The 23,529-nt window shown below is 63.2% G+C and carries 12 protein-coding genes; 5 read left to right on the top strand and 7 right to left on the bottom strand.

All coding sequences use genetic code 11. From position 1 onward, the window contains the following. The first annotated feature begins 1 nt into the window (after nucleotide 1). The 3 genes from EXY20_RS05835 (at nucleotide 2) to EXY20_RS05825 (ending at nucleotide 2,474) form a co-directional block, all read left to right on the top strand. The gene (locus EXY20_RS05835; RefSeq protein WP_135548635.1) at nucleotides 2–613 is read left to right on the top strand and encodes a DedA family protein; all 612 of its coding nucleotides are present in this window, start codon (nucleotides 2–4) and stop codon (nucleotides 611–613) included. Nucleotides 614–691: 78 nt separating this feature from the next. Further along, a complete protein-coding gene (locus tag EXY20_RS05830) occupies nucleotides 692–1,387 on the top strand; it encodes a response regulator transcription factor (RefSeq protein WP_135548633.1) in 696 nt (231 codons plus the stop codon). Further along, a complete protein-coding gene (locus tag EXY20_RS05825; protein WP_235885378.1) occupies nucleotides 1,377–2,474 on the top strand; it encodes a HAMP domain-containing sensor histidine kinase in 1,098 nt (365 codons plus the stop codon). The genes EXY20_RS05830 and EXY20_RS05825 overlap by 11 nt, the downstream gene beginning before the upstream one ends. A 49-nt stretch (nucleotides 2,475–2,523) precedes the next feature. On the opposite strand, the gene EXY20_RS05820 is transcribed toward EXY20_RS05825, so the two are convergent. From EXY20_RS05820 to EXY20_RS05805, 4 genes are all read right to left on the bottom strand, one after another. Continuing rightward, nucleotides 2,524–3,135: a hypothetical protein gene (locus tag EXY20_RS05820; RefSeq protein WP_207671225.1), complete on the bottom strand. Its 612-nt coding sequence runs from the start codon at nucleotides 3,133–3,135 to the stop codon at nucleotides 2,524–2,526. A 105-nt stretch (nucleotides 3,136–3,240) separates the two neighbouring features. Further along, nucleotides 3,241–3,660: a DUF350 domain-containing protein gene (locus EXY20_RS05815; protein WP_135548631.1), complete on the bottom strand. Its 420-nt coding sequence runs from the start codon at nucleotides 3,658–3,660 to the stop codon at nucleotides 3,241–3,243. A 132-nt stretch (nucleotides 3,661–3,792) separates the two neighbouring features. Next, a complete protein-coding gene (locus tag EXY20_RS05810) occupies nucleotides 3,793–4,470 on the bottom strand; it encodes a PspA/IM30 family protein (RefSeq protein WP_135548629.1) in 678 nt (225 codons plus the stop codon). A 95-nt stretch (nucleotides 4,471–4,565) separates the two neighbouring features. Next, nucleotides 4,566–6,962: an endonuclease MutS2 gene (locus tag EXY20_RS05805; RefSeq protein ID WP_235885377.1), complete on the bottom strand. Its 2,397-nt coding sequence runs from the start codon at nucleotides 6,960–6,962 to the stop codon at nucleotides 4,566–4,568. 180 nt (nucleotides 6,963–7,142) lie between these two features. Between EXY20_RS05805 and EXY20_RS39715 the strand changes: the two genes are divergently transcribed. Both EXY20_RS39715 and EXY20_RS05795 read left to right on the top strand, forming a co-directional pair. Beyond that, complete coding sequence (locus EXY20_RS39715) at nucleotides 7,143–15,482, top strand: GH36-type glycosyl hydrolase domain-containing protein (RefSeq protein ID WP_235885376.1); 8,340 nt, start codon at nucleotides 7,143–7,145, stop codon at nucleotides 15,480–15,482. 139 nt (nucleotides 15,483–15,621) lie between these two features. Next, nucleotides 15,622–15,999 carry a phage holin family protein gene (locus tag EXY20_RS05795; RefSeq protein WP_135548623.1) on the top strand — a complete coding sequence of 126 codons (378 nt, stop codon included), beginning with the start codon at nucleotides 15,622–15,624 and terminating at the stop codon, nucleotides 15,997–15,999. 360 nt (nucleotides 16,000–16,359) lie between these two features. Here EXY20_RS05795 and EXY20_RS05790 read toward each other — a convergent pair whose 3' ends face one another. The 3 genes from EXY20_RS05790 to pheT all read right to left on the bottom strand — a co-directional run bounded on the left by EXY20_RS05790 (nucleotide 16,360) and on the right by pheT (nucleotide 23,446). Further along, complete coding sequence (locus tag EXY20_RS05790; RefSeq protein WP_135548621.1) at nucleotides 16,360–16,932, bottom strand: CvpA family protein; 573 nt, start codon at nucleotides 16,930–16,932, stop codon at nucleotides 16,360–16,362. Beyond that, complete coding sequence (locus EXY20_RS05785; RefSeq protein WP_135548619.1) at nucleotides 16,929–20,900, bottom strand: hypothetical protein; 3,972 nt, start codon at nucleotides 20,898–20,900, stop codon at nucleotides 16,929–16,931. The genes EXY20_RS05790 and EXY20_RS05785 overlap by 4 nt, the downstream gene beginning before the upstream one ends. A 110-nt stretch (nucleotides 20,901–21,010) precedes the next feature. Continuing rightward, complete coding sequence (gene pheT, locus EXY20_RS05780; RefSeq protein ID WP_135548617.1) at nucleotides 21,011–23,446, bottom strand: phenylalanine--tRNA ligase subunit beta; 2,436 nt, start codon at nucleotides 23,444–23,446, stop codon at nucleotides 21,011–21,013. Nucleotides 23,447–23,529: the final 83 nt, after the last annotated feature.

Genomic DNA, 23,529 nt, shown 5'->3' with positions numbered 1-23,529 from the left:
CATGTCGATTGAACAATGGATGCCGCTTGTCGCCCAGCTCGGCTGTGCGGCGCTGTTCTTTTCTTTGTGCCTTGGGCTGATCGGGCTGCCGATCCCGAACGAAGCGGTCGCCGCGACAGCCGGGGCGCTTGCCGGAGCAGGCTTGCTGCCTGCGGTGCCTGCATTTTTCGCCACTTATCTGGGCACGGTGTCCGGCCTTACGTTCGGGTACGCCATGGGGCGCAAATTCGGCCCCCGCCTGTTCGCTCGGCTGGGCCGCCGCAGCAGCACGGTCGCCCGCGGTCTCGAACGTTCCGAACAGTTGATGCGCGAGCACGGCAACGCCGCGCTGCTGTTCAGCTACTTTATCCCGCTTGTCCGCCACCTGGTGCCCATCCTGGCCGGCGCGCAGCGGTTTGCCTACCGCCGTTTCGCTTTGTCCGCCTATGCCGCATCGCTTATATGGACGACCGTCTATTTCACCTTGGGCAGCACCATCAGCGTGCACGCCGAAAGCATCGGCGGCGCCATTCGCGATTTTGGCACGCAAGCGTTCTGGCTGATCGCCGTCACGGCGGTTTGCTGGTTCATCCTGCGCAACAGACGGCAGAAATCCCGCGGCCGCGGGATGTGACTCCCGTTTTGCAAACGGCGGTTTCCCGTTATACTATAGATAACGATCGAGTGCTAGAAGAACGGAGCGAACATGCCGATGAACCAAACGACCATTCTGGTAGCGGACGACGATGCGGAAATCCGCGACATCATCCATATTTATTTGCGGAACGAAGGCTTTCGCGTGGTGGAAGCGCAGAACGGCGCGGAGGCGCTGCAGCTGATCGAAACGGAGCCCGTCCGGCTCATTATTCTCGATGTGATGATGCCGGTGCTGGACGGCATTCGGACGTGCCTGAAAATACGGGAGAACTCCCACATCCCGATCATCATGCTCTCCGCCAAGGAAGAAGACATTGATAAAATTACCGGTTTGTCCACCGGGGCCGACGATTATGTCACCAAACCGTTCAGTCCGCTCGAGCTGCTCGCCCGGGTGAAGGCGCAGCTGCGCAGGCAAAGCTATCCGGCGGCCGCTCCTCCCTTGGACGAAGACATCATTCGCATCCGGGACATGACCATCGACTGCTCCCGCCACGAGGTGGTAGTCAGCGGCAAGCCGGTGCTGCTCACCCCGCTCGAATTCGCCATTCTTAAGCTGCTCGCTTCCCATCGCGGCCAGGTGATGAATGCCGATCTCATTTACGAACGCGTCTGGAAAGAAAAAGCCGGGTATTCGGACAATACGGTGATGGTGCATATTCGCAACATCCGCGAGAAGCTGGAGCCGAATCCCCGCGAACCGCGCTACATCAAAACAGTATGGGGGGTGGGGTACAAAGTTGAAGCGTAATCCGCTGACCCGTTTGTCCGCACGCCGCAGCATCCGCGCCCATATGGTCTGGTCTTTTGTAGCGAGCCTGTTCGTTTCCATCGCCGGTTCGGCGATCGTGCCGCGCATTCCCGACGTACCGGCGCAGAAGGTATACAACGCGCTGCTGTTCGTACCGCTTTTTATTGTGCTGTTTTTTCTCTCCTTCTTCCTGTTGACCCGCAGAACCGTCAATTATTTGATGAAGCTGTCCGACGGACTGGACGTCATCGCAGGCGGCAACTTGCGTTACCGGATTCCGATCGCCCGGGAGGACGAGCTCGGAAGAGTCGCCGAAAACATCAACCGAATGGCGGCAGAACTGGAGCAGCGAATCGAAAAGGAACGCAGGTCCGAGCAGTCGAAAATGGAGCTGATCACCGGCATTTCGCACGACCTGCGCACGCCGCTCACGAGCATCATCGGCTATATGGAGCTGCTGCGCAACCGGGCCTATCGCGACGATGCCGAACATGAGCGCTTCATCGTCAACTCGCATCATAAAGCGCTGCAGTTGAAGACACTCATTGACGACCTGTTCGAATACACGCGGCTGACGAGTCACGATGCGAGGCTGCTCAAGGAAACGATCGACCTGAAGGAACTGGTGCTCCAGACCGCGACGGAATTTCAGCCGTTCGCCGAGGAATACGGGCTGCGGATCGAATCGGCGGTGCCGCCGCAGCCGCTTGTGCTTGCGCTCGACCCCGGCAAAATGCGTCGGTTGATCGACAATTTGTTTACGAACACGTTGAAATTCGCCACCAAACCCGGCATCGTGCGCTTATCGCTCGCGGAGGAGACGGACGGGGACAGGCGGCTGGCGGTCATTCATCTGGAAAACGAAGGCGTCCCGATTACCGCCGATCAGGAGCAACGATTGTTCGAACGGTTCTACAAAGCCGACGATTCCCGCTCGCGCGGCTCGTCTTTCGGAGCCGGCGCGGGACTTGGCCTCTCGATCGCACGCAACATCGCGCTGCTCCATGGCGGCGACATTCGGCTCGTTCATGACGACGGCCGCTTCGATTTTCGCATCGAGCTGCCGATTATTCCGGTGGAACGTTGACGCAACAAAGGACTTGCCCGTGGGCAAGTCCTTTGTTGTGCGCGGCCGATTATTCCTTCCAGCCGCGCAGCGTTTCGATCAGCGCTAGCCGGTGCCGGTCCGCCAGAAACGAATCCGAACGGAAACACGACGGACAAACGTAAACGTTCCACTCCGGCCGAGGCGGAAGCAGCGGCTTGCCGATCCGCCGCGGCACCGCGGCGACGAAACCGGGCGCCTCGCTGCGGGTGCCGACCAGCAGCATCAACTCGTGGCAATACGAGCATTCCGGCGCTTCCTCCTGCTCGTCGATGCACGCCATCGCCGCTTCCGCGTACCGGTCCTCCTCGAATGCTTCCGTTCCGTCATCCCGGGCGTCGTAATCGAATGACGCCTCATCTGTTTCGTCTTCTTCATACGCTTCATCGTCGTCTTCGATGTCGTCGAACGGCGTCCGGCCCCGCTTCGCCGCAGTCCGTTCCGCTCCTCGCGCGGCCTGGGGGCCGCCGCCCGTCCGGATGCCCGGCTGTTCCGGCAAACTTGCGTCAAGCTTGACGCTGCGATAGCTGCCCAATTCGTTAAAACAGTTCGGGCACTCGTCTTCCGGTCCGAATTCCGGATCCCAGACGATCTCCGTGTCGCACCACGGGCATACTTGCACTTGCGGTTGTTCGCCGCTCACCTTCCGTCACCCTCCGTTCCTTTACGCGTAACGGATAAAATAATAAATCCCCACTGCCAAAAACACAACTGCCAGCGCAAACAGCGTCCCCCACAAGTACTTCATTTAGGTCACGCTCGCCCCAATCACGTAAGAGATAGAGACGGAAATAAGGAACGAAATGACGCCCACCGCACGATTGTCCTTTTTGATTTCCTGATCGACTTTTAAATAAGGCGTTGCCGCTTCGAACACAAAATAGGCGACAAGCAGCAGCCCGAAACCGATGCTGCTCCAGATGACGGAATCGAGCAGCGTATCGTTGTTCAGAATCGAGAAGCGGAAAATGTTGCAGATCCCGAAAATTTTGCCGCCGGTCGCCAGCGCGACGGAAACGTTGCCGTTCTTGATTTCTTCCCAATCGTTGTACCGCGTAATAAACGAAAAAATGGCCAGAAAAATCAGCAGCGCAACGACTGCCACCGAAAAAAAAGCGAGCGTTTCCAAATACGGGTTCGCCATAAATTGATCCACCTCTTCATTCATTGTGCGCCGCCTCTCTTCTCCGCGGGGGAGACGCAATCGGAACCAGAACGGCCCAAGAGACTGAATTCCATTCAGTCTCTTGGAGGTTGCCGCTTCTGGGAATCGGCTTATGCGATTGTAGCCTGGGCCGGCTTATTGCTGCTTCTTCGCGGCGACGCGCGCTTTAAGCGCGGCCAGCTCGTCGTCGACGCCGCCGCTCTTGTCGAGCTGGGCCAGCTCGTCGTCCAGGCTGCGATTGCTGCCGCGCAGCTCGCTGCTCGCTTGCGCTTCGGCTTCCATCTGCATGACCTTCTCGGTCATCCGGTCGAAGCCTTTGGCCGCGTTGTCGACGCCGAAGCCGGTCATCGCCTGGTTGATCGACTTTTGCGCTTTGGCCGTTTCGGCGCGGGCGATCAGCAAGTCCTTCTTGTTCTTCATCTTGCCGAATTCGTCTTTCATCTCGGACAGCTGTGAGCGCAGTTGATCCGCATTCGCCTTGGCCGTCGTATACAACGTCTTCAGCTCGTCGTAGCGGGCTTGCTGCTCCTTCTTGTCCTGCAGCGCGCGGCGGGCGAGATCTTCGTTGCCCTGCTCGAGCGCCTTCATCGCCTGCTCTTCGCGGCGGGTGACGAGCTCTTCCGCTTCTTCGTACTGCTGCTTGAACTTCTTCTCGATCGCGATCTGTTTGGCGACTGCCGCCTCCGCTTCGAGAATGTCTTCTTCCATATCGCGCAAGAACTGGTTCAACATTTTGACCGGGTCTTCCGCTTTATCGAGCAAGTCATTGATGGAAGCCATCGTCATGTCGCGAAGCCGTTTAAAAATTCCCATTACCGGTTCCTCCTCCGATTACGTTCGTGTGATTGTAGTATCGAATCTATCCTGTTATACGAAGCATACCAAACAACGTTTCATGACGGCAATCTTTATTTTAGCTCGACGACCGTAACCCCGGCTCCGCCTTCGCCGTAATTGCCCAGCCGGTAAGCCTTCACATGCCGGTGCCGGCGCAAATATTCCTGGATGCCGGTGCGCAGCACGCCCGTCCCCTTGCCGTGAATAATATAGATTTGGGCAAAATTCGCGAGAAACGATTCGTCAAGAAACCGGTCCACCTCAATCAGCGAATCCTCCAGATTCGAGCCGCGCAAATCGAGCTCCGTGCGCACATTATCGTCGCGCGACCGTTTGACGCCGGCGCCGGTCGGCTGCGCCTGCTTCTGCGGCCCCGCTCCCCCGCCCGCGGCGGAAGCGGATGCGCCGGACAGCTCCAGATCGCTGCGCGCCACCTTCATCTTCATGATGCCCAGTTGCACGATCGCATCGTTGTCGCCGGACAGCTCGATCAGGTGCCCCTTCTGCCCGAGGCTGCGCACGAGCACTTCGTCGCCCGGCTGCGCGGGACGCGTCTTCTTGCCTCCGCCGCCCGGCACGGCGACCGCCGCCGGCTTCTTCAGCTTCGGCTCGGCCTCGTCCAGCCGCCGCCGCGCTTCGATCAGCTTGTGCTCCTTGAGCGACGCGCCTTCCTCCATCGCCAGCTGGCGCAAGTCGGCGATAATCGCCTCCGCTTCGCGCCGCGCCTTGGCGACCGCCTCCCTTGCCTCCTGCTCGGCGGCGGCGATCAGCTTGCCGCGCTGCTCCTCGAACTTGCGCCGCTGCTCATCCAGCTCCCGGCGCAGCCGCGTCGCTTCGCCGCGAAGCTGTTCGGCTTCGCTGCGCTCGGCAATCGCCGACAGCCGGTTCTCCTCGAGCGTCGCAATCATCGTTTCGACGCGCTGGTCGTCTTCGCTAACCTGGCCGCGGGCGTGGTCGATGATCGGCTTCGCCAGGCCGAGCCGTTCGGCGATCGCAAAGGCGTTGCTTCGCCCCGGAACGCCAACCAGCAGCCGGTACGTCGGGCTGAGCGTGGCGACGTCGAATTCCATGCTGGCGTTGATGACGCCGCTGCGTTCGTACGCGTAAGCTTTCAGCTCGCTGTAGTGGGTCGTGGCGATCATCCGGCAGCCGCTCTTGTGGATGTGCTCCAGAATGGCGATCGCCAGAGCCGAGCCTTCCGCCGGGTCCGTGCCGGCGCCGACTTCGTCGAGCAGGACGAGGCTTTTCGGCGTCATGCCGCGCAGCATCGCGATAATGTTTGTCATGTGGCTCGAGAACGTGCTGAGGTTCTGCTCGATGCTTTGCTCGTCGCCGATGTCGGCATAGATCGCGTCGAACACGCACAGCTGGCTGCCGTCCTCGGCCGGCACGAACAGCCCCGACATCGCCAGCAGGCTGAGCAGGCCGACTGTCTTCAGCGACACCGTTTTGCCGCCGGTGTTCGGGCCCGTCACGATGATGGTCGAAAATTGATTGCCGAGCTCGACGTCGAGCGGCACGACCGATTCGCGCGGGATGAGCGGATGCCGCCCTTTCTTCAGCTTCAGGAAGCCGCGGTCGTTCATCAGCGGCAGCGTCGCTTTCCATTCGCGGGCCAGTCCCGCCTTGGCAAATATAAAATCAAGCTCCGCCAGCACGTCCTGATTGGCGCTTGCTTCTTCGGCGATGTCCGCGACGAGCGCGGTGAGCAGGCGCAATATTTTTTCGATCTCGGCCTCTTCCTTCAGCCGCCATTCCTTCAGCTTGTTGTTCAGCGCAACGATCGATTCGGGCTCGATGAACAGCGTGGCCCCGGACGCGGACTGGTCGTGGATCATGCCGCCGAAGTTGGCGCGATACTCCATCTTGACCGGAATGACGTACCGGTCATTGCGGATCGTAATCAGGTTGTCCTGCAGCATCTTCTGCACGGACGGGGTGCGGATCATCTGCTCCAGCTTCTCCCGCACGCGGCCTTCGCCGCCGCGCAGCTCCTGGCGGATGCGGGCAAGCTCGGGGCTGGCCGTATCGAGAATGGCGGCGTTGTCGTCGATGCAGGCGGCGATGCGCTCCTCGACCGGCCGGTGCTCGCTCATCGTTTCCGCCAGCGCGACGATCATCCGGATCGCGTGGTCTTCGTGCGCCGCCTGCAGGAACCGCTTGAGCCGCCGGCTTGCGCCGAGCGTCGAGCCGATATCGAGCAGCTCGGACGGGTTCAGCATGCCGCCGATCGACGCGCGCTTAAGCGACGCGCGAATGTTGTGAATGCCGCCGAACGGCGGCGTGCCTTTCAGCCTGTCGACGGCGGCCGCTTCGTCCGTCGCCTGCAGCCGGCGTTTCACTTCTTCGAGCGAAGCGCTCGGCGCAATTTCGCCCGCAAGCGCTTTGCCGAGGGAAGTCGCGGCATGGGCGGCGAGCATCGCCGTAATTTTATCGAATTCCAGCGTATGGAGTACTTTCGCGTTCACGTGAAACCTTCTTTCTCCTTCATCTTCTTTTCCCATTATAGCCGCTTGCGGCGGCCGCCGCCACGGGAGCGAACGGCTATAACGATTCGCTCCCTCTCATAAAATGCCGAAAGCCTGGGCATAATCTTCCTTGGTTGTGCCATTTTGCCGCCCGTACAAGCGGCTCATCCTGGAGGACGCATGATTGTCAACACCGAACTGCTCCGGCAAAAAGCGCGGGAGCTTGCGCTTCAAGTCACGCTTGGGAAAAGAGACGGCGCGGCGCTGAAGCGGCTGCGCCGCGAATTCGAAGCGGATGCGGCGGGACTTGACGCCTTTGCGCTGGAGCTGGCGGACCGCCGCATCGGCTGCGCGCAGCCCGCCGAAGAATGGCTGCTCGACAATGCCGAATTCATCGACGAACAAGCCGATTTCGTCAAACGCCAGTTCGCCGCCGGCGGGCTGAAACGGCTCCCGTCCGTCCGCGGCGGAAACAAGCTGCGGCTGGAAACGATATGCGCCGACTATCTCGAAACGACGGAAGGCTCGTTCGACGAAACGACGTTCGAAACGTACATACAGGCTTATCAGGAAGTATCCGCGCTGACCATGGCCGAATGCTGGAACGTGCCGCTGCTGCTGCGCGCGCTGCTGATCCGCCGGCTCGCCGCCACGATGCGGCTCGTTCGCGAGCGCAGGCAGGCATGCGTGCAGGTGGACCGGTTTCTGGCGCAGCTCCAGCCGCAATCGGCCGACACGGCGGCGCTCGACGCAGCCATGGAGCGCGCCGGCTTGCACTTGCCGCTGTCCGGGCCGTGGGTCGTGCATTTGATCGCCCACTTGCGGGAATGGGCCGACGATTCTTCCGCCGTCCGCCAATGGCTGCTGTGCAAGCTGGAAGGCGGCGCCGACGATCTGAACCGGATCGTCGGCTACGAGAACAAGCTGCAAGCGGCGTACCAGGCGGCTGCCGGCAATGCGATCGGTTGTTTGCGCAGCATCGAGCGGCTGGAATGGACGGACGCGTTCGCGCGGATCAGCCAGGTGGAGCAGTCGCTGGCGGACGATGGCGGCGCCGGCTTGTATCCGCTGCTCGACGCGCCAAGCAAAGCGGCGATCCGCCGGCGCATCGAAACGTTGTCCTCGCGACTGCGCGTGCCGGAAAACGCCGTCGCCCGCCATGCGGTTTCGCTTGCCGCCGCGGCGCACGACGAATGGCAGGCGCAGCGGACGGCCGAACCGGAAGGGCCCGCTCCGCGCCGCACGTTTTTGGCCTACTATTTGTACGAGCCCGGCGGCATCGGCGAACTTCGCCGCTCGCTGAGCAGAATCTGCGAGCCCCGATTGTACCCGCGGGCGGGCATCCGCAAACGCGCCGGCGGCGCCTATGCGGCGGTGCTCGCCGGAATGCTGGCGCTGTTCCTGGCGTTGTTCGCCGCCTGGATCGGCAATGACGCCGGTTATTCATGGCCGGGCCTTGTTGCCGTCCTGCTCGTTTTGCTGCTGCCGGCCAGCGAGTGGGTCGTCGTTTGGCTGCATTTTGCCATCGGCCGGGTAAGCGTACCGCAGCCGCTGCTGCGTTATGACTTTTCCGGAGGCATCCCGCAGGAAGCGACAACGCTGGTCGTCATTCCCGTCATTTGGTCGACGGCCGAAGAAGTGCGGGACAACGTCGACAGGCTGGAACTGCACTATTTGGCCAATCGCGATCCAAATTTGCATTTTGCGCTGCTGGGCGATTTTACCGACGCCAAGGAACGGGAGCTGCCGGGCGACGAAGCGCTCGTCGCCTTCGCCAAGGAGCGGATTGAAGCGCTGAACGCCCGCTACGGCGGCGAGGGCGGCTCGACCTTCCATCTGCTGCAGCGGGGCAGGCAGTGGAACGAAGGCGAAGCGGCGTTTATCGGCTGGGAGCGCAAACGCGGCAAACTGGTCGAGCTGGTCGAGCTGCTGCGAGGCAAACCGGACACCGGCTACGTTCACCGTTCCGGCGATGCGTCTGTTTTTGCGCGAGTGCGTTACGTCATCACGCTAGATGCCGATACCCAGCTGCCGATGGGAAGTGCGCAGCGTCTGGTTGGCACGCTGCATCTGCCTTACAACCGGCCGCGCCTGAACCGGGCGGGCACCCGGGTAATTGAAGGCTACGGGGTGCTGCAGCCGCGCATCGGCATCAGCCATACGGCGGCAGCCCGGTCGCGCCTGTCGTCGCTGTGGGCCGGCGAACCGGGCATCGATCCTTATGCGTTCGCGATCTCCGACCCGTATCAGGATACGTTCGGCCAAGGCATTTTTACGGGCAAGGGCATTTTCGACGTCGACGCATTCGCGCGCGTCCTCTGCGACCGCATTCCCGAAGACCGCGTGCTCAGCCACGACTTGCTCGAAGGCGGTTTCCTGCGCGCGGCGCTGCTCGCGGACATCGAGCTGGTCGACGACCAGCCGGCGAAGTTTATTTCGTTCCAGAAGCGGCTGCACCGCTGGGTTCGCGGCGACTGGCAGCTGCTGATGTGGCTGTTCCCGCGTGCGAGCGACCGCCACGGCGAGGTGCGGCCTGTCGACCTGTCGGCGCTGACGCGCTGGCAGATGCTCGACAACTTGCGGCGCAGCCTGATGCCGCCGGCGCTCTATGCGCTGCTGCTTTTCGCTTTCGCCGGTCTTCCCGGCATCACGGTCCGTTGGCTGATCTTGGGCGGCGTTACGCTGCTTCTGCCGGTGCTGCGCCACGTATGCGACGACTGGCGCTGTACGCTGTTCCAGCCGAAACGGCTGGCCGGCTCCGCCTCGCACGCGCTGATCGCTTTCGTGACGCTGCCGTTTAATAGCGCCATGCTGGCGGACGCCATCGGCAAAGCGCTGTTCCGTCAGTTCGTCAGCAAGCGCCGGCTGCTGGAGTGGGTCAGTTCGGCCGATGTCGAGCGCAAAGGAAACCAACACGGTCCGGTCATGCTCGGCCTGGCCTGGGGTTATGCGCTGACAGCCGCTCTCGCCGTTGTGGCCGTATGGAACCATCCGCCCGGCATTATGGCGGCGGGACTTGCGATCGCGATCGTCTGGGCGCTGGCGCCGCTTGTCGTGCAATGGCTCGATCTTCCGCTCGTCCGGGAGGAATCCGCCTTCTCCCCCGCCGATGCCGACGGCCTGCGCGAGCTGGCCGGGCGCATCTGGACGTTCTATGAACGGTTCGCCGGAGCGGCCGATCATTATTTGCCGCCGGACAACGTGCAGATCGAACCGGCAAGAGGCGTCGCCCACCGGACCTCGCCGACGAACATCGGCTTCCTGTTGACGGCGGTGCTTGCGGCGCGCGACTTCGGCTTCATCGACACGCCGGGCATGACGGAAAGGCTGGAGCGAACGATCGGCACGATCGAACGAATGGACAAGTGGCACGGCCATCTGTACAACTGGTACGACACGACGACGCTCGAACCGCTGCCGCCGAGCTACGTGTCGACCGTCGATTCCGGCAATTTTGTCGCCAGCCTGATGGCGGTCAAGCAAGGGCTGGCCGAATGGCTGGCGCGGGAGCTGAACGCGGACGAACGCCGGCAGTTTCCCGGCTTCGGCAAGCTGGCGCTGAGCGACGCCGAATTCGCGGCCGAACTGGCGGACCTGCCTGCGGGGGCAGCAGCGGGAACCGGCGGCTGGCATGACCGCGGTCAGGCGCTGCTGGCGCGGATGGAGGCGTTGATCGCCGCCACCGATTTTCGTCAGCTGTACGATTACAAGAGCCGGCTGTTCTTTCTCGGCTACAACGCCGCCGCCGGGCGGCACGACGACATTCTGTACGACCTGCTTGCGTCTGAAGCGCGTCAGGCCAGCTTCGTGGCGATTGCGCTCGGGCAAATTTCCGTCGCCCACTGGTTCCGGCTCGGCCGCACGGCGACCAAACAAGGCGACTTCGTGACGATGGTGTCCTGGTCCGGCACCATGTTCGAATATTTGATGCCGTGGCTGCTCATGCGCACCTATCGCAACACCATTTGGGAAAGCACCTACCGCGGCGTCGTCAGACGACAAATCGAATACGCCCGCGAGCGCGGCATTCCGTTCGGCATTTCCGAATCGGGCTACTATGCGTTCGATCACCAGATGAACTATCAATACCGGGCGTTCGGCGTGCCGGGGCTCGGCTACAAACGCGGGCTGGAGCAGGATCTGGTGCAGGCGCCTTACGCCACCGTCATGGCGCTTCCTTACGCCCCGCGCGAAGGAATCGACAGCTTGCGGCGGCTGGAGGAACTGGGCGCGTCCGGCGAATACGGCTTCTACGAAGCGATCGACTACACGCCCGAACGGCTTCCCGAAGGCCGCCGGCACATGGTAATCCGCAGCTACATGGCGCATCATCAGGGCATGAGCCTGCTCACGATCGCCAACCTGCTGCTGCCGCAAACGATGATCGACCGGTTCCATCGCGACAAAAGAGTGCAGGCTGCCGAGCTGCTGCTGACGGAACGTGCGCCGGCACGCCTTTCGCCGCTGGCCGGGCGGGTTGCCCGCCGCTCGCAGCGGGGGCTGCCGGCGGACGCGCATACGGCGCCGGTCCGCGAGTTCGACCGTCCCGGCGCGCTGACGCCGGAAGTGTGTCTGCTCGGCGGCGGCGGCAATTACGCTGCCGTCGTTACCGACAGCGGCGGCGGCTACAGCCTGACGGACGGCCTCGCCGTGACGCGCTGGCGCGAAGACCCGGTCGCCGACCGTTGGGGCAGTTGGTTGTATATTCGCGATGTGGCGTCGGACGCGCTCTGGTCGCCTTCGTATTTGCCGTGCCGAGTTCCATCGGCGGAGCAGCGCATACGCTTCTCGCTGGATAAAGCGGAATTTTCCCGAATTGACGGGGACGTTCGCACCACGCTGGAAATCGCCGTCGTCCCCGGGGCCAAAGCGGAAGTGCGCCGGCTGACGCTGGAGAACGGCGGGGACGCACGCATACTCGAAGTGACGACGCTGCTGGAGATCGTGCTGGCGGGGACGCGGGCGGACGATGCGCACCAGGCGTTCAGCAAGCTGTTTGTCGAAACCGAATACGATGCCGAAACGGAATGCCTGCTTGCCCGCAGAAGGCCGCGCAGCGGCGACGAGTTGCCGGTTTGGGCGTTTCACGCGCTTGCCGCGCGCGGCGGCAAGGCCGCTCCGCCCGAGTTCGAAACCGACCGACTGTTGTTCATCGGCCGCGGCCAGCCGCTGGCAAGGCCGGCAGGGATCGACTGCCGGCTGGGCGGTTCGACGGGAGCGGTAGCCGATCCGGCGTTCATTATGCGCCGCCGGCTGTCGCTTGCCGCCGGCGAACGAACGCAGTTGTTTGCCGTCACCGGCGTTGCCGGGACGAAGGAAGAAGCGCTGGCGATGGCCCGCGAGCTGAGCCGCGACCATCAGGTCGAGCACGCGTTCCAGCAAGCGTGGACACACGTGCAGATCGAGATGAAGCATCTGCAGCTGACGATGGCCGATGCGACGCTGTATCAGCAGCTTGCCGGGCGGCTGCTGTACGCCGCCCCGCTGGAAGCGGAGCGGGCCGGGCGCATTGCGGCCAACATCAAAAGCCAAACCGGATTATGGGCGTACGGCATTTCGGGCGAGCGCCCGATCGCGCTTGTGCATGTGGAAGACGCGGGCGGCTTGTCCTTCGTCGCGAAGCTGCTGCAAGCGCATGAATACGCCACCCGGCTGGGGCTTGCCTTCGATTTGGTCGTGCTGAACGAATCGGTCGAAGGCTACGAGCAGCAGGTGCTTGAAGAGGTGCAGCGCAGCCTTGAACATGCCGCCGGGCGCGGCAGCTGGCTTGCAGACAGCGTGCACGTCATTCCCGCGGAGCGGCTTGCGCCGGAAGACCGCACGCTGCTGCTTGCCGTGGCGCGGCTTGCGCTGCGGGCGGACGGCGCCAGCCTGCGGACGCAGCTGCGGCTGCGGGCGCCGGAGGCGCCGGTTGTACCGGCGCCCGCGGCCGGGACGGGAACGGTTGCGCCCGTTGTTGCTCCGGCATCACCAGCGTCCGTTTCTGCGCCGAATCAAACCGAGGACGGGTTATTCGCGAACGGTTGGGGCAGCTTCTCCGCGGACGGCGAGGAATACCGCATCGCGATCCGCCACGGCAACCCGCTGCCGGCGCCGTGGGTGAACGTAATCGCCAACCCGAGCTTCGGCTGCATCGTCTCCGAGCTGTTTACGGGATATACGTGGTGGCAGAACAGCCGCGAAAACAAGCTGACGCCGTGGTCGAACGACCCGGCGCTCGATTGGCCGGGCGAGGCGTGTTATTTGCGCGACGACGATACCGGGGAAGCCGGCATGTTCGCGACGGCCGACACGCGCGACACCGATTCGTTCCAGGCCGTCCATGGCCGCGGCTACTCGCGCTTCCGCCAGACGCGGGACGGGCTGGAGCGGGAATTGACGGTCTACGTGCCGAAGGTCGATCCGGTCAAAATCGTCCGGCTCCGCCTCCGCAACGCCTCGGCGCGGGAGCGCCGCGTTTCGCTTGCGTATTACGCCGAATGGACGATCGGCGTTCGCCGCGAAGGCAACGCCTCCTATGTATTGACGGATTGGAACGGAATTGACAGCGTGCTGCTTGCCCGCAACGCCTATCAGGATACGTTCCGCGATACGACGGCGTTTCTCGCGTTTGGTGATGCAGCCGGAGCGCTCAGTTGGACTGGCGACCGGCTCGAGTTTCTCGGCCGCTGCGGCACGCCCGAAGCTCCGGCGGCGCTCGCGCGGGAGCGGCTGTCCGGCGTTACCGGCGCGTTGTTCGACCCGTGCGGCGCCATCGAGCGGCAATTGACGCTGCAGCCGGGCGAAGAGCGCACCGTATATGTGCTGCTTGGCGCCGAATCGTCACCGGAGGCGGCGGCCGGTCTGGTGCGCCGTTACCGTGAGGAGGGCGCCTGCGAGCGGGCGCTTGCGGAGGCGCAGGCGTTCTGGCGCGAGGTGCTTGGCGCCGTAACTGTTGCGACGCCGTCGGACGAAATGAATGTGATGCTGAACGGATGGCTGCTGTACCAGACACTGTCGTGCCGGATGTGGGCGCGTTCCGCCTTCTACCAGTCCGGCGGCGCTTATGGTTTCCGCGATCAACTGCAGGATTCGCTGGCGCTGCTGCACAGCCGGCCGGAGCTGACGAAACGGCAAATCGTGCTGCACGCTTCGCATCAGTATACCGAAGGCGACGTACAGCATTGGTGGCACGAGGAAACGAGCCGCGGCATCCGCACCCGTTTCTCCGACGATTTGCTGTGGCTGCCCTACAGTGTCAGTCGTTATGTCGAGCATACGGGCGACTTCAGCCTGCTGGACGAAATAGCGCCCTATTTGACCAGTGAGCTGCTGAAGGAAGACGAACATGAGCGATATGAAGAAACGGTCGATTCCGGCCGCGCCGGCACCGTTTACGAGCATTGCCTGCTCGCGATCGAACGCAGCTTGCGGTTCGGCGAACACGGCTTGCCGCTGATCGGCATCGGCGACTGGAACGACGGCATGAGCCGAATCGGCTTCGAGGGCCGCGGCGAAAGCGTATGGCTCGCGTGGTTCCAGTGCGACGTACTGGAGCGGATGGCGAGCTTGTGCGCGCAGCAGGGAGATCGCGAGACCGCCGAGCGTTATTTGGAAACGCGGGACCGGGTCTCCGCAGCTGCCAATACGGCTGCCTGGGACGGACAGTGGTTCCGCCGGGCGTACACCGATAGCGGGGAATGGCTCGGCTCGGTTGCGAACGCGGAATGCCGGGTTGATGCAATCGCCCAGTCGTGGTCGGTCATTTCGCGCGCAGGCACGATCGACAAAGCTCGCCAGGCGATGCTGTCGTTCGATCGCGAGCTGGTCGACCGCGGGCTGTCGGTCGCCGCGATTCTGACGCCGCCGTTCAACCGCACGGAGCCGAATCCCGGCTATATCCAGGGCTATCCGCCCGGACTGCGGGAGAACGGCGCCCAGTATACGCACGGCGTCATCTGGAGCATCGTCGCCTGGAGCGGGCTCGGCGAGGGGGATAAAGCGTTCGAGCTGTTCCACATGCTGAACCCGGTCACCCATGCGCTGACGGCAACAGAAGTGCGAAAATACGCCGGCGAGCCGTACGCGATAGCCGCGGATGTGTACACGTCTTCGCCGCACAAAGGGCGTGCGGGTTGGACGTGGTACACCGGCGCCGCGGGCTGGATGTATCAAGCGGGCGTGGAAGCGATTCTCGGCTTGCGCCGCCGCGGCGACAAGCTGCACATCGCGCCGTGCGTCCCGCACGATTGGCCCGGCTACGAAGCGAGCTACCGGTTCGGCGGGACGGTGTACCGGATCGCCGTGCGCAATCCGGCTGGCAAAAAGACCGGCTGGTCAACGCTTGCGGTCGACGGCGAAGTTGTAGCCGAAGCGGCTGACGACGGCGGCCAGGTCACAGGCGGCGGTGGCGGCGGAAACAGTCGGAACGGCGACAGTCGAGTTGGCGGCGGCGGGAGCGGCGGGACGGAGAATGGGCTTGGGCCTTATGTACGGCTTTACGATGACGGTCGCGAGCGGTTCGTCGAGTTGACGATGTAGCGCGGCCGTTCGGCAGCGGCGCGGGCTCGCGCTCGCGCTGGGGGAAAATCCCGCCGATAACCCTCCTTCGCTGTGGAGACACTACTTGGTGCGCATCGCCTGAACCGTCTCATCATTCGAACGACAAAGGAGGGAAACCATGCATTTTCTCGGACACTTGATCAGATTTGCCGTATCCGCTTTGGTGCTGCTGTTTGTCAGTTGGATCGTACCGGCGTTTTCGATCGGCGGTTATTGGAGCGCGTTTCTGCTGGCGCTTGTGATCGCAGTCGTCGCCTGGATCATCGAGGGAATATTTGGAAAGAACATCACTCCGTTCGGTCGCGGGATCGTTGGGTTTTTGACCAGCGCGTTCGTCATCTGGGTAGCGCAATTTATAGTCGGCGGCGTACATTCGACGATTCTGGGAGCCATTCTTGCGGCTCTTGTCATCGGCATCATCGACTTGTTCGTTCCCGTCAGCACCCCGTTCGACGCCGGCAAAGACCGCGACGATCATCGCGAAAGAGCGCGGTAACGGCTATGCGCCGAATCGCCGCGCGGGTGAGATGCGCTTTGCGCGCCTGAGGACCGGGAGCCGGATGCGGCTCCGGACTCGCTTTGCAACACAACAGCCAGCTTTCCGCTTGCCGCGGAGGCTGGCTGTTGTATAGCAAACGCGCTTCATCAAATAGCCCCTAAAAAATGGCCTATTTGTCCCAATTTGCCCATCTCATTGAAAATAGCCAGTGTTTTCACCGGCTATTTGGACCAAACAGCCTAATATTCGTTCGTTTCTTCAAAATAGCCAGCGTTTTCACTGGTTATTTCGAATCGCCGAGCTATTTTAGGCGAAATAGCCAATAAGTGATGGCTTATTCTGTTTCAGCCGCGAAGATCACGCCGGGTCGGCATTGATGTCGCCGCCGTTCCATAACAGAGTCAGCTTGTCCAGCCATACGGGCACGTGCTCCTGTACGAACGGCATCGTGCCGGAGCCGGCCAGCAAGGTTTGGATGCCGTCGGAGGGCATAATTTTCATCACGTACAAGCCGATTGCGACGATGACTGCCGCCTCCAACAAGGCCAAACCGGCTCCTGCGAGCCGGTTCGTCATGTTCAGCCCCGGCACTTTGGCGATCATGTTGAGCACGCGCCCGACAACCGACAAGCCGATTTTGACTGCGAAAAAAATGAGTGCAAACGCCAGCGCGTTGATGACATAAACGTCGAGGCGAAGCTTGGTAATCAGCGGTTCGTAATGCTCGTATGCGGTGAACGTTTGCAGCGGGATGATCGTCTTGATCCAGGGCGATACGTAAGGATGTAGCTTGTAGGCCGCGATGTAGGCGATCACAAGGCCCAGCAGCGAAATAAGCTGGCTGATGAACCCGCGCCGATACCCGATCGCGACGGCGATCAGCAGGATCACGCCGACGGCGATATCGAGGCCGTTCCAGCTTCCCGTCATGACTTGGCCGACTGGCCGTCCGTTTCGATGACGAGCTCGATCCACTCGTTGTATTCTTTTTTCAGCTTCTCGTACTCTTCTTTCAGTTGCGCGAGTTCCGCAGCGACGGCGCTGTCCCTCTCCCCGCTCGGCACCGCCGCGGCCGCCGCCTGCGCCTCAAGCGCTTCGCGAAGCTGAGTCGCTTGCGCTTCCAAGCCGGCGCGCTCCCGCTGCTCGGTCGCCAGCGCTTCGCGCAGCTTCGTTCGTTCGGCCTGCAGCGTCTCAAGCTCGGTCCGCAGCGACTCCTGCTCCGCCTGCGAACGCTCCTGCGACGCTTCCTGCAGCCGCTCCTGCATGGCCGCTTGCTCCGCAAGCGCGCGTTCGCTTTCCTCGCGGAGTGCCGCCAGCCTGTCGGCATGTGCGGCTTCCTGCTGCGCCGCCCGTGCGGACGCCGCCTCGCGGAGCGCCGCCATCTCGCGCTCCAGCGCTTCGCGAGCCGACTTGCCGTCGCTTTGCAACGTCTCGACGTGCGATTGTTCCTCGCGCAACCGCGATTCCAGTTGTTCGCGCACCTCCGCCCAGCCGCGCTGCGACTCGGAAGCTTGCTTCTGCTCTTCCGTCAGCCGCTGCTGCAGCCGTTCGCGCTCCAGCCGCAAGCGGTTGTGTTCGCGCTCGTAATCTTCCTGCGCCTGCCGCAGTTCTTTCAAGCGTTGCTGCTGCTCCTCGCGCTCCTCGAGCGATTGCTGGAGCTCGTCCTGCCAGCGTTGCTGCTGCGCTTCCACTTCCCGCCGCTGCGCCTCGAGCTCGCGTCCCTGCGCGACGGACAACGCTTGCGCCTCCTTCAGCTCTTGCAGCGCTTGCGTCAGCTCCCGTTCCAGCGATTGCCGCTCGCGATCGCGTTCGGACGCGGCTTCCCGCGCAGCCGTTTCGAATTGTTCGCGCAGGCGTTCCGTGCGTTGCACGGTTTCCACCGATGCGGCATTGGCCATCCTCGCGAAGTCTTCGCGCAGCTCCTGCTCGCGGCCCGCCGCCGCGGCAATCGTCTCGGCGACAACCAGTTCCGCATGCTGCCGCAGTTGTTCGGTCGCCTGCTGCAATTCGCTTCGTTCGGTCGCCCAGGCCGATTGCAGCGCAGATGTATCTTCTTCCAGCTCCTCAAGCTGCAGTTGCAGCAGCTCGCGATCTTCCTCAAGCGCGCGCGTTTCCGTTTCGCGCTCGTTCTTAAGCCGTTCGCGCTCCGCTTCGTGGGCGCTTCGCAGCTCGGCCAGCTCGGCCTCATGCTTCACCTGCTCGCGCCTGCGATCCGCTTCGCGCCCGGCCAGGCCTTCGCGCAGCTCCTCAAGCTCCAATTGCAGCAACTCGCGATCTTCTTGCCGCGCCTGCAACTCCGCCTCATGCGCTTTCAGCAGCTTGGCCAGTTCGTTATCGCGCTCCGCCGCCAGGCGCGCCTGCTCCTCTTCATGCGCTTCACGCAGCTTCGCCAGCTCGCTCTCGCGCTCCGCCGCCAAGCGACCGAGCTCCGCCTCTCGCGCCTCCCGCAGTTCCTCAAGCTCCAACTGCAGCAGCTCGCGATCCTCCTGCTTCGCTTTCAGCTCCGCTTCGTGCGCCGCGCGCAGCTTCGCCAACTCGCCTTCACGATCCGCCGCCAGCCGCTTAAGCTCTGCCCCTTGCGTTTCACGCAGTTCCGCAAGCTCCAGTTGCAGCCGCTCGCGGTCCTCCAGCTTCGTTCTCAACTCCGCTGTCACGCGTCCCAGTTCCGTTTGGTGCACTTCCTGCAGTTTCGCAAACTCGCTCTCACGCTCCGCCGATAAGCGCAGCAGCGCCGCCTCGTGCGTCTCACGCAGCTCTTCAAACTCCAACTGAAGCAACTCGCGGTCCTCATGACGCGCTTTCAGCTCTGCTGCATGTGCTTCACGCTGCCTCGCCATCTCGCCTTCGCTCTCCGCCGCCACGCGCTCCAGCTCCGATGCATGCGCCGCGAGCAGCTTCGCCAGTTCGTCCTCGCGCTCCGCTGTCAGGCGTACCAGCGCCGCCTCGTGCGTCTCACGCAGCTCTTCAAATTCCAACTGGAGCAATTCGCGGTCCTCATGACGCGCTTTCAGCTCCGCTCCATGCGCCGCACGCTGCTTCGCCAACTCGCTTTCGCGCTCTGCCGCCACACGCTCCAACTCCGATGCGTGCGCCGCGCGCAGCTTCGCCAGTTCGCTCTCGCGTTCCGCCGTTACTCGCTTAAGCTCCGCTTCGTGTGTCTCGCGCAGCTCCTCAAGCTCCAACTGAAGCAGTTCGCGATCTTCCTGCTTCGCTTTCAGTTCCGCTGCGTGTGCTTCCTGCAATTGCGCCAGCTCGCCTCCACGCTGCACCGCCAAACGCCCAAGCTCCGCTTCATGTGCTTCATGTTGCTTCGCCAGTTCGCCCTCGCGTTCCGCTGCCAGGCGCTTAAGCTCCGCCTCATGCGTTTCCCGGAATTCTTCAAGCTCCAACTGCAGCAGCTCGCGCTCCTCCTGATTCGCTTTCAGCTCCGCTTCATGCGCCTCGCGCTGCTTCGCCAACTCGCCTTCGCGCTCCGTTGACACACGCTCCAGTTCCGATGCGTGCGCCTCGCGCAGCTTCGCCAGCTCGCCTTCGCGCTCAGCCACCACACGCCGCAGCTCCGCTTCATGTGCTTCATGTTGCTTCGCCAGTTCGCCCTCGCGTTCCGCCGCCAGGCGCTTAAGCTCCGCCCCATGCTTTTCCCGAAGCTCCTCAAGCTCCAACTGCAGCAGCTCGCGCTCCTCCTGATTCGCTTTCAGCTCCGCCGCCGCACGCTCCAGCTCCGCTGCATGCGCCTCATGCAGCTTCGCCAGCTCGCCTTCGCGCTCAGCCGCCGCACGCTCCAGCTCCGCTCCGTGCGCCTCGCGCAGCTTCTCCAGCGCGCCTTCGCGCTCCGCCGCGGCACGCTCCAGCTCCGCTGCGTGCGCCTCACGCAGCTTCGCCAGCTCGCCTTCGCGCTCCGCCGCGGCACGCTCCAGCTCCGCTGCGTGCGCCTCACGCAGCTTCGCCAGCTCGCCTTCGCGCTCAGCCGCGGCACGCTCCAGCTCCGCTGCGTGCGCCTCGCGCAGCTTCGCCAGCGCGCCTTCGCGCTCAGCCGCGGCACGCTCCAGCTCCGCTGCATGCGCCTCGCGCAGCTTCTCCAGCGCGCCTTCGCGCTCCGCCGCGGCACGCTCCAGCTCCGCTGCGTGCGCCTCGCGCAGCTTCTCCAGCGCGCCTTCGCGCTCCGCCGCGGCACGCTCCAGCTCCGCTGCGTGCGCCTCGCGCAGCTTCGCGAGTTCGCTTTCGCGCTCCGCCGTCACACGCTCCAGTTCCGCCTCGTGCAGCTCCATCAGCTCCGTCAGTTCGGCCTCGCGTTCCGCTTGCAGCCGCTCCCGCTCCGCCTTGTGCGCGTCGCGCAGCTCCGCAAATTCGGCTTCGCGCTCCGTATAAACGCGCTCCCGCTCGGCTTCGTGCGAGGCAGCAAGCTCGGCCAGCTCCGCCTCGCGTTCCGCCTTCAACAGCTCCCGCTCCGCCTTGTGCGTTTCGCGCAGCTCCGCCATTTCGGCTTCGCGCACGGCTTGCAGCGACTGCAACGCTTCCTGAGACTCGCGGAAACGGCGCTGCTCTTCCTCCAGCCGCTCGCGGCTTTGTTCGGCCATCAATGCCGCCGCTTCTTCCAGCTTGCCGCGCTGTTCCTCCAGCCGGCGATTTTCGCCCAGCAGCTTGTCGGTATGGTCCGCCTTCTCCCGCAGCTGCTCCAGGTCGGCGCGCAGCTGCATGTATTCGTCCGCCATGTTCACGGCCGCCAGCACGGCAATTTTCGGCGTATCCAAACGGGAATTCGACTTCCCGATTTGATTCATCTGTTCATTGACGTGCGCGGCGACCATTTTCATGTAGCCGACTGTGCTTTTGGACATCAGCCGGTATTGGGTGCCATAGATGTCGACGAGTATTCTCGTTCTTTCTTCCCCGCTCACGATGATTTCCTCCTTCGCCCGGCCCGCCCGCAAACCGTAAAACGGGCGCAAAAAAGACCGGTCTTATCGTATCGCCTACCTACTTCGATAAGACCGGCCTGTATTCCTTCCTATTTGCGCAATTCAGCGGCAAAAGCCGACTCCAACGCGGAAACGACGAGCCCGTGAGCCTGCGTTACGTCTTCGTCCGTCAGCGTGCGTTCCGCATGGCGGTACACAAGCGACAGCGCGACGCTCTTCTTGTCCGCGCCGAGCCTTTCGCCGGTGTACACGTCGAACACGCCGATCGACTCCAGCAGTTCGCCTGCCGCTTCCGCTGCCTTCGCCCGCAACGAGCCGACCGGAACCGCGCGGTCGACGACGACCGCAATGTCGCGGCTGACCGCCGGATAACGCGGCAGCGCCCGGTACTGAACGCCGAAGTCGACATAGTTCACCAGCGTATCGAGCTCGATTTCCAGCACATACGTTTCGGCCAAATCGTGGTCCGCCTGCAGCTGCGGATGCAACTGGCCAATGTAGCCGAGCGGCACGCTGCCTTCCGCCGTTTCGAGCGAAACCGCCGCCGTACGCCCCGGGTGGTAACCGGCCGGCTCCGCCGCCTTGTACGTCACGCCGGCGATGCCGAAGAAGGACGTCGCCTTCTCCAGGTAACCTTTGATATCGTAAAAGTCGACCGGCTCCGATTTGCCCGACCAATGCTCCCCGCGGCGCTTGCCGGTCAGCAGCATGGACAGCAGCAGGCGCTCCTCGGGCTGTTTCGTCAGCGATTTCTCTTCGGTGACGAACACGCTGCCGATTTCGAACAAGGCGATATCGTCGATGTTGCGATTGCGGTTGTACACGGCCGCATCGATCAGATGCGGGACGAGACTCGTGCGCAGCACGCTGCGATCTTCGCTCATCGGCATCGCCAGCGCCACGGGAGCCGCATCCGGATACAAGCCGGCGAACTGCCCCTGCCGTGACGGATGGCCGAACGCGTACGTAATCGCTTCGTGCACGCCGCTTTGCGACAGCAGTCCGCGCAGCGCGCGGCGCACGCGTTGGCGTTTGGTCAAGGCGCCGGCCGTCGTTTCCCCGCTCATCAGGCTCGTCGGAATGTTGTCGTAGCCATACAGACGTGCGACTTCTTCAATCAGGTCGACGTCGCGCGTGATGTCGCCGCGCCGGCTCGGCACACGGACGGTCAACGACTCGGCGCCCGCTTCATATTCAAAATGCAGCCGCTCAAAAATCGCCTTCACTTCGTCGATCGAAAGCTGAGTGCCGAGGTAACCGTTCACGCGATCCAGCGAAATGGCGATCGCAACCGGAGCCGCTTCGGCCGCCTGCGCATGAGCCGTGCCGACGATGCGGCCGCCCGCCAGCTCGGCGATCAGCGCCGCCGCCCGGCGAAGCGCCGGCAGCACGCGCTGCGGATCGACTTCCTTCTCGAAGCGCAGCGACGATTCCGAACGCAGCCCGAGCTGCCGCGATGTCCGGCGCACGGTGCTGCCGGCGAATTGCGCCGATTCGAGCAGGATGCGCGTCGTGCCCGCCGTCACTTCCGAGTTGGCGCCGCCCATCACGCCGGCCAGCGCCACCGGCTTCGCGGCGTCGGCGATGACGAGCATGTGCGGCTCCAGCGCGCGGTCCGCGCCGTCCAGCGTTTCGATGCGTTCGCCCGGAGCGGCGAGCCGCACCCTGACGATGCCGCCCTCCAGCGCCGCTGCGTCAAAAGCGTGCAACGGCTGGCCGTATTCCAGCATGACATAATTGGTCACGTCCACGATATTGCTGATCGGGCGAACGCCTGCGGCGATCAATCGGTTCTGCAGCCACTGCGGGCTCGCCCCGACCTTGACGCCTTCGATCACGCAGGCCGCGTACTGGCTGCAATGCTCGGCCGCTTCAATCGCCACGCGGAAGCCGCCGGCTTCCGACGAGCCTGCCGCTGCAGCGTCGCCTGCGCCCGGCAGCTTCACGGCCCGGCCGAGAATTGCGCCGATTTCGTAAGCGGCGCCCAGCATGCTGAGGCAGTCCGAACGATTCGGGGTCAAATCGAGCTCCAGCACTTCATCGGCCAGCGCCAGCACGTCGAGAATACTCGCCCCGACCGGGGTGTCGCCGGGCAGCACAAGAATGCCTTCCTGCTGCTCCTTCGGCAGCAGCCTGTCGTTCACCGCAAGCTCCTTCGCCGAGCAGATCATGCCTTGCGACTCGACGCCGCGCAGCTTCGCGCGTTTGATCGCAAGCCCGTCCGGCAGCTTCGCGCCGACAAGCGCAACCGGCACTTTCTGGCCGGCGGCGACGTTTGGCGCGCCGCACACGATTTGCAGATCTTCGCCCTGCCCCGCGTCCACGACGCATACGCTCAATTTATCCGCATCGGGGTGCTTTTCCCGCGATTTGACGTAGCCGACGACAACGCCCTGGACGCCTTTGTTGCGGTTCTCCACCACATCGACCTCAATGCCGCTGCGCGTCAGCTTTTCCGCCAATTCGCCGCCCGTATTGCCGTCTATATTCACATAATCCGCCAGCCAAGCCGTTGATACTTTCATCGGTTGTTCCCTCCTCAAAGATTTTGCGATACTTCCCGAATCGCATCTTGCGAGCAAAAACTTGCTTCGGAAGCATACGCTTT

This window comes from Paenibacillus cymbidii (genome assembly GCF_004764705.1).
GTDB lineage: Bacteria > Bacillota > Bacilli > Paenibacillales > NBRC-103111 > Paenibacillus_AN > Paenibacillus_AN cymbidii.
The sequence above is the reverse complement of the archived record's forward strand: the minus strand, read 5'-3'. Positions and strand labels throughout refer to the sequence as shown.

Excerpts from the sequence above, each read along its gene's own strand:
- EXY20_RS05810 (WP_135548629.1), bottom strand. The coding sequence starts at position 4,470 with ATGGGAATTTTTAAACGGCTTCGCGACATGACGATGGCTTCCATCAAT.
- pheT (WP_135548617.1), bottom strand. The coding sequence starts at position 23,446 with ATGAAAGTATCAACGGCTTGGCTGGCGGATTATGTGAATATAGACGGC.
- EXY20_RS05830 (WP_135548633.1), top strand. The coding sequence starts at position 692 with ATGAACCAAACGACCATTCTGGTAGCGGACGACGATGCGGAAATCCGC.
- EXY20_RS05835 (WP_135548635.1), top strand. The coding sequence starts at position 2 with ATGTCGATTGAACAATGGATGCCGCTTGTCGCCCAGCTCGGCTGTGCG.
- EXY20_RS05815 (WP_135548631.1), bottom strand. The coding sequence starts at position 3,660 with ATGAATGAAGAGGTGGATCAATTTATGGCGAACCCGTATTTGGAAACG.
- EXY20_RS05795 (WP_135548623.1), top strand. The coding sequence starts at position 15,622 with ATGCATTTTCTCGGACACTTGATCAGATTTGCCGTATCCGCTTTGGTG.
- EXY20_RS39715 (WP_235885376.1), top strand. The coding sequence starts at position 7,143 with ATGATTGTCAACACCGAACTGCTCCGGCAAAAAGCGCGGGAGCTTGCG.
- EXY20_RS05790 (WP_135548621.1), bottom strand. The coding sequence starts at position 16,932 with ATGACGGGAAGCTGGAACGGCCTCGATATCGCCGTCGGCGTGATCCTG.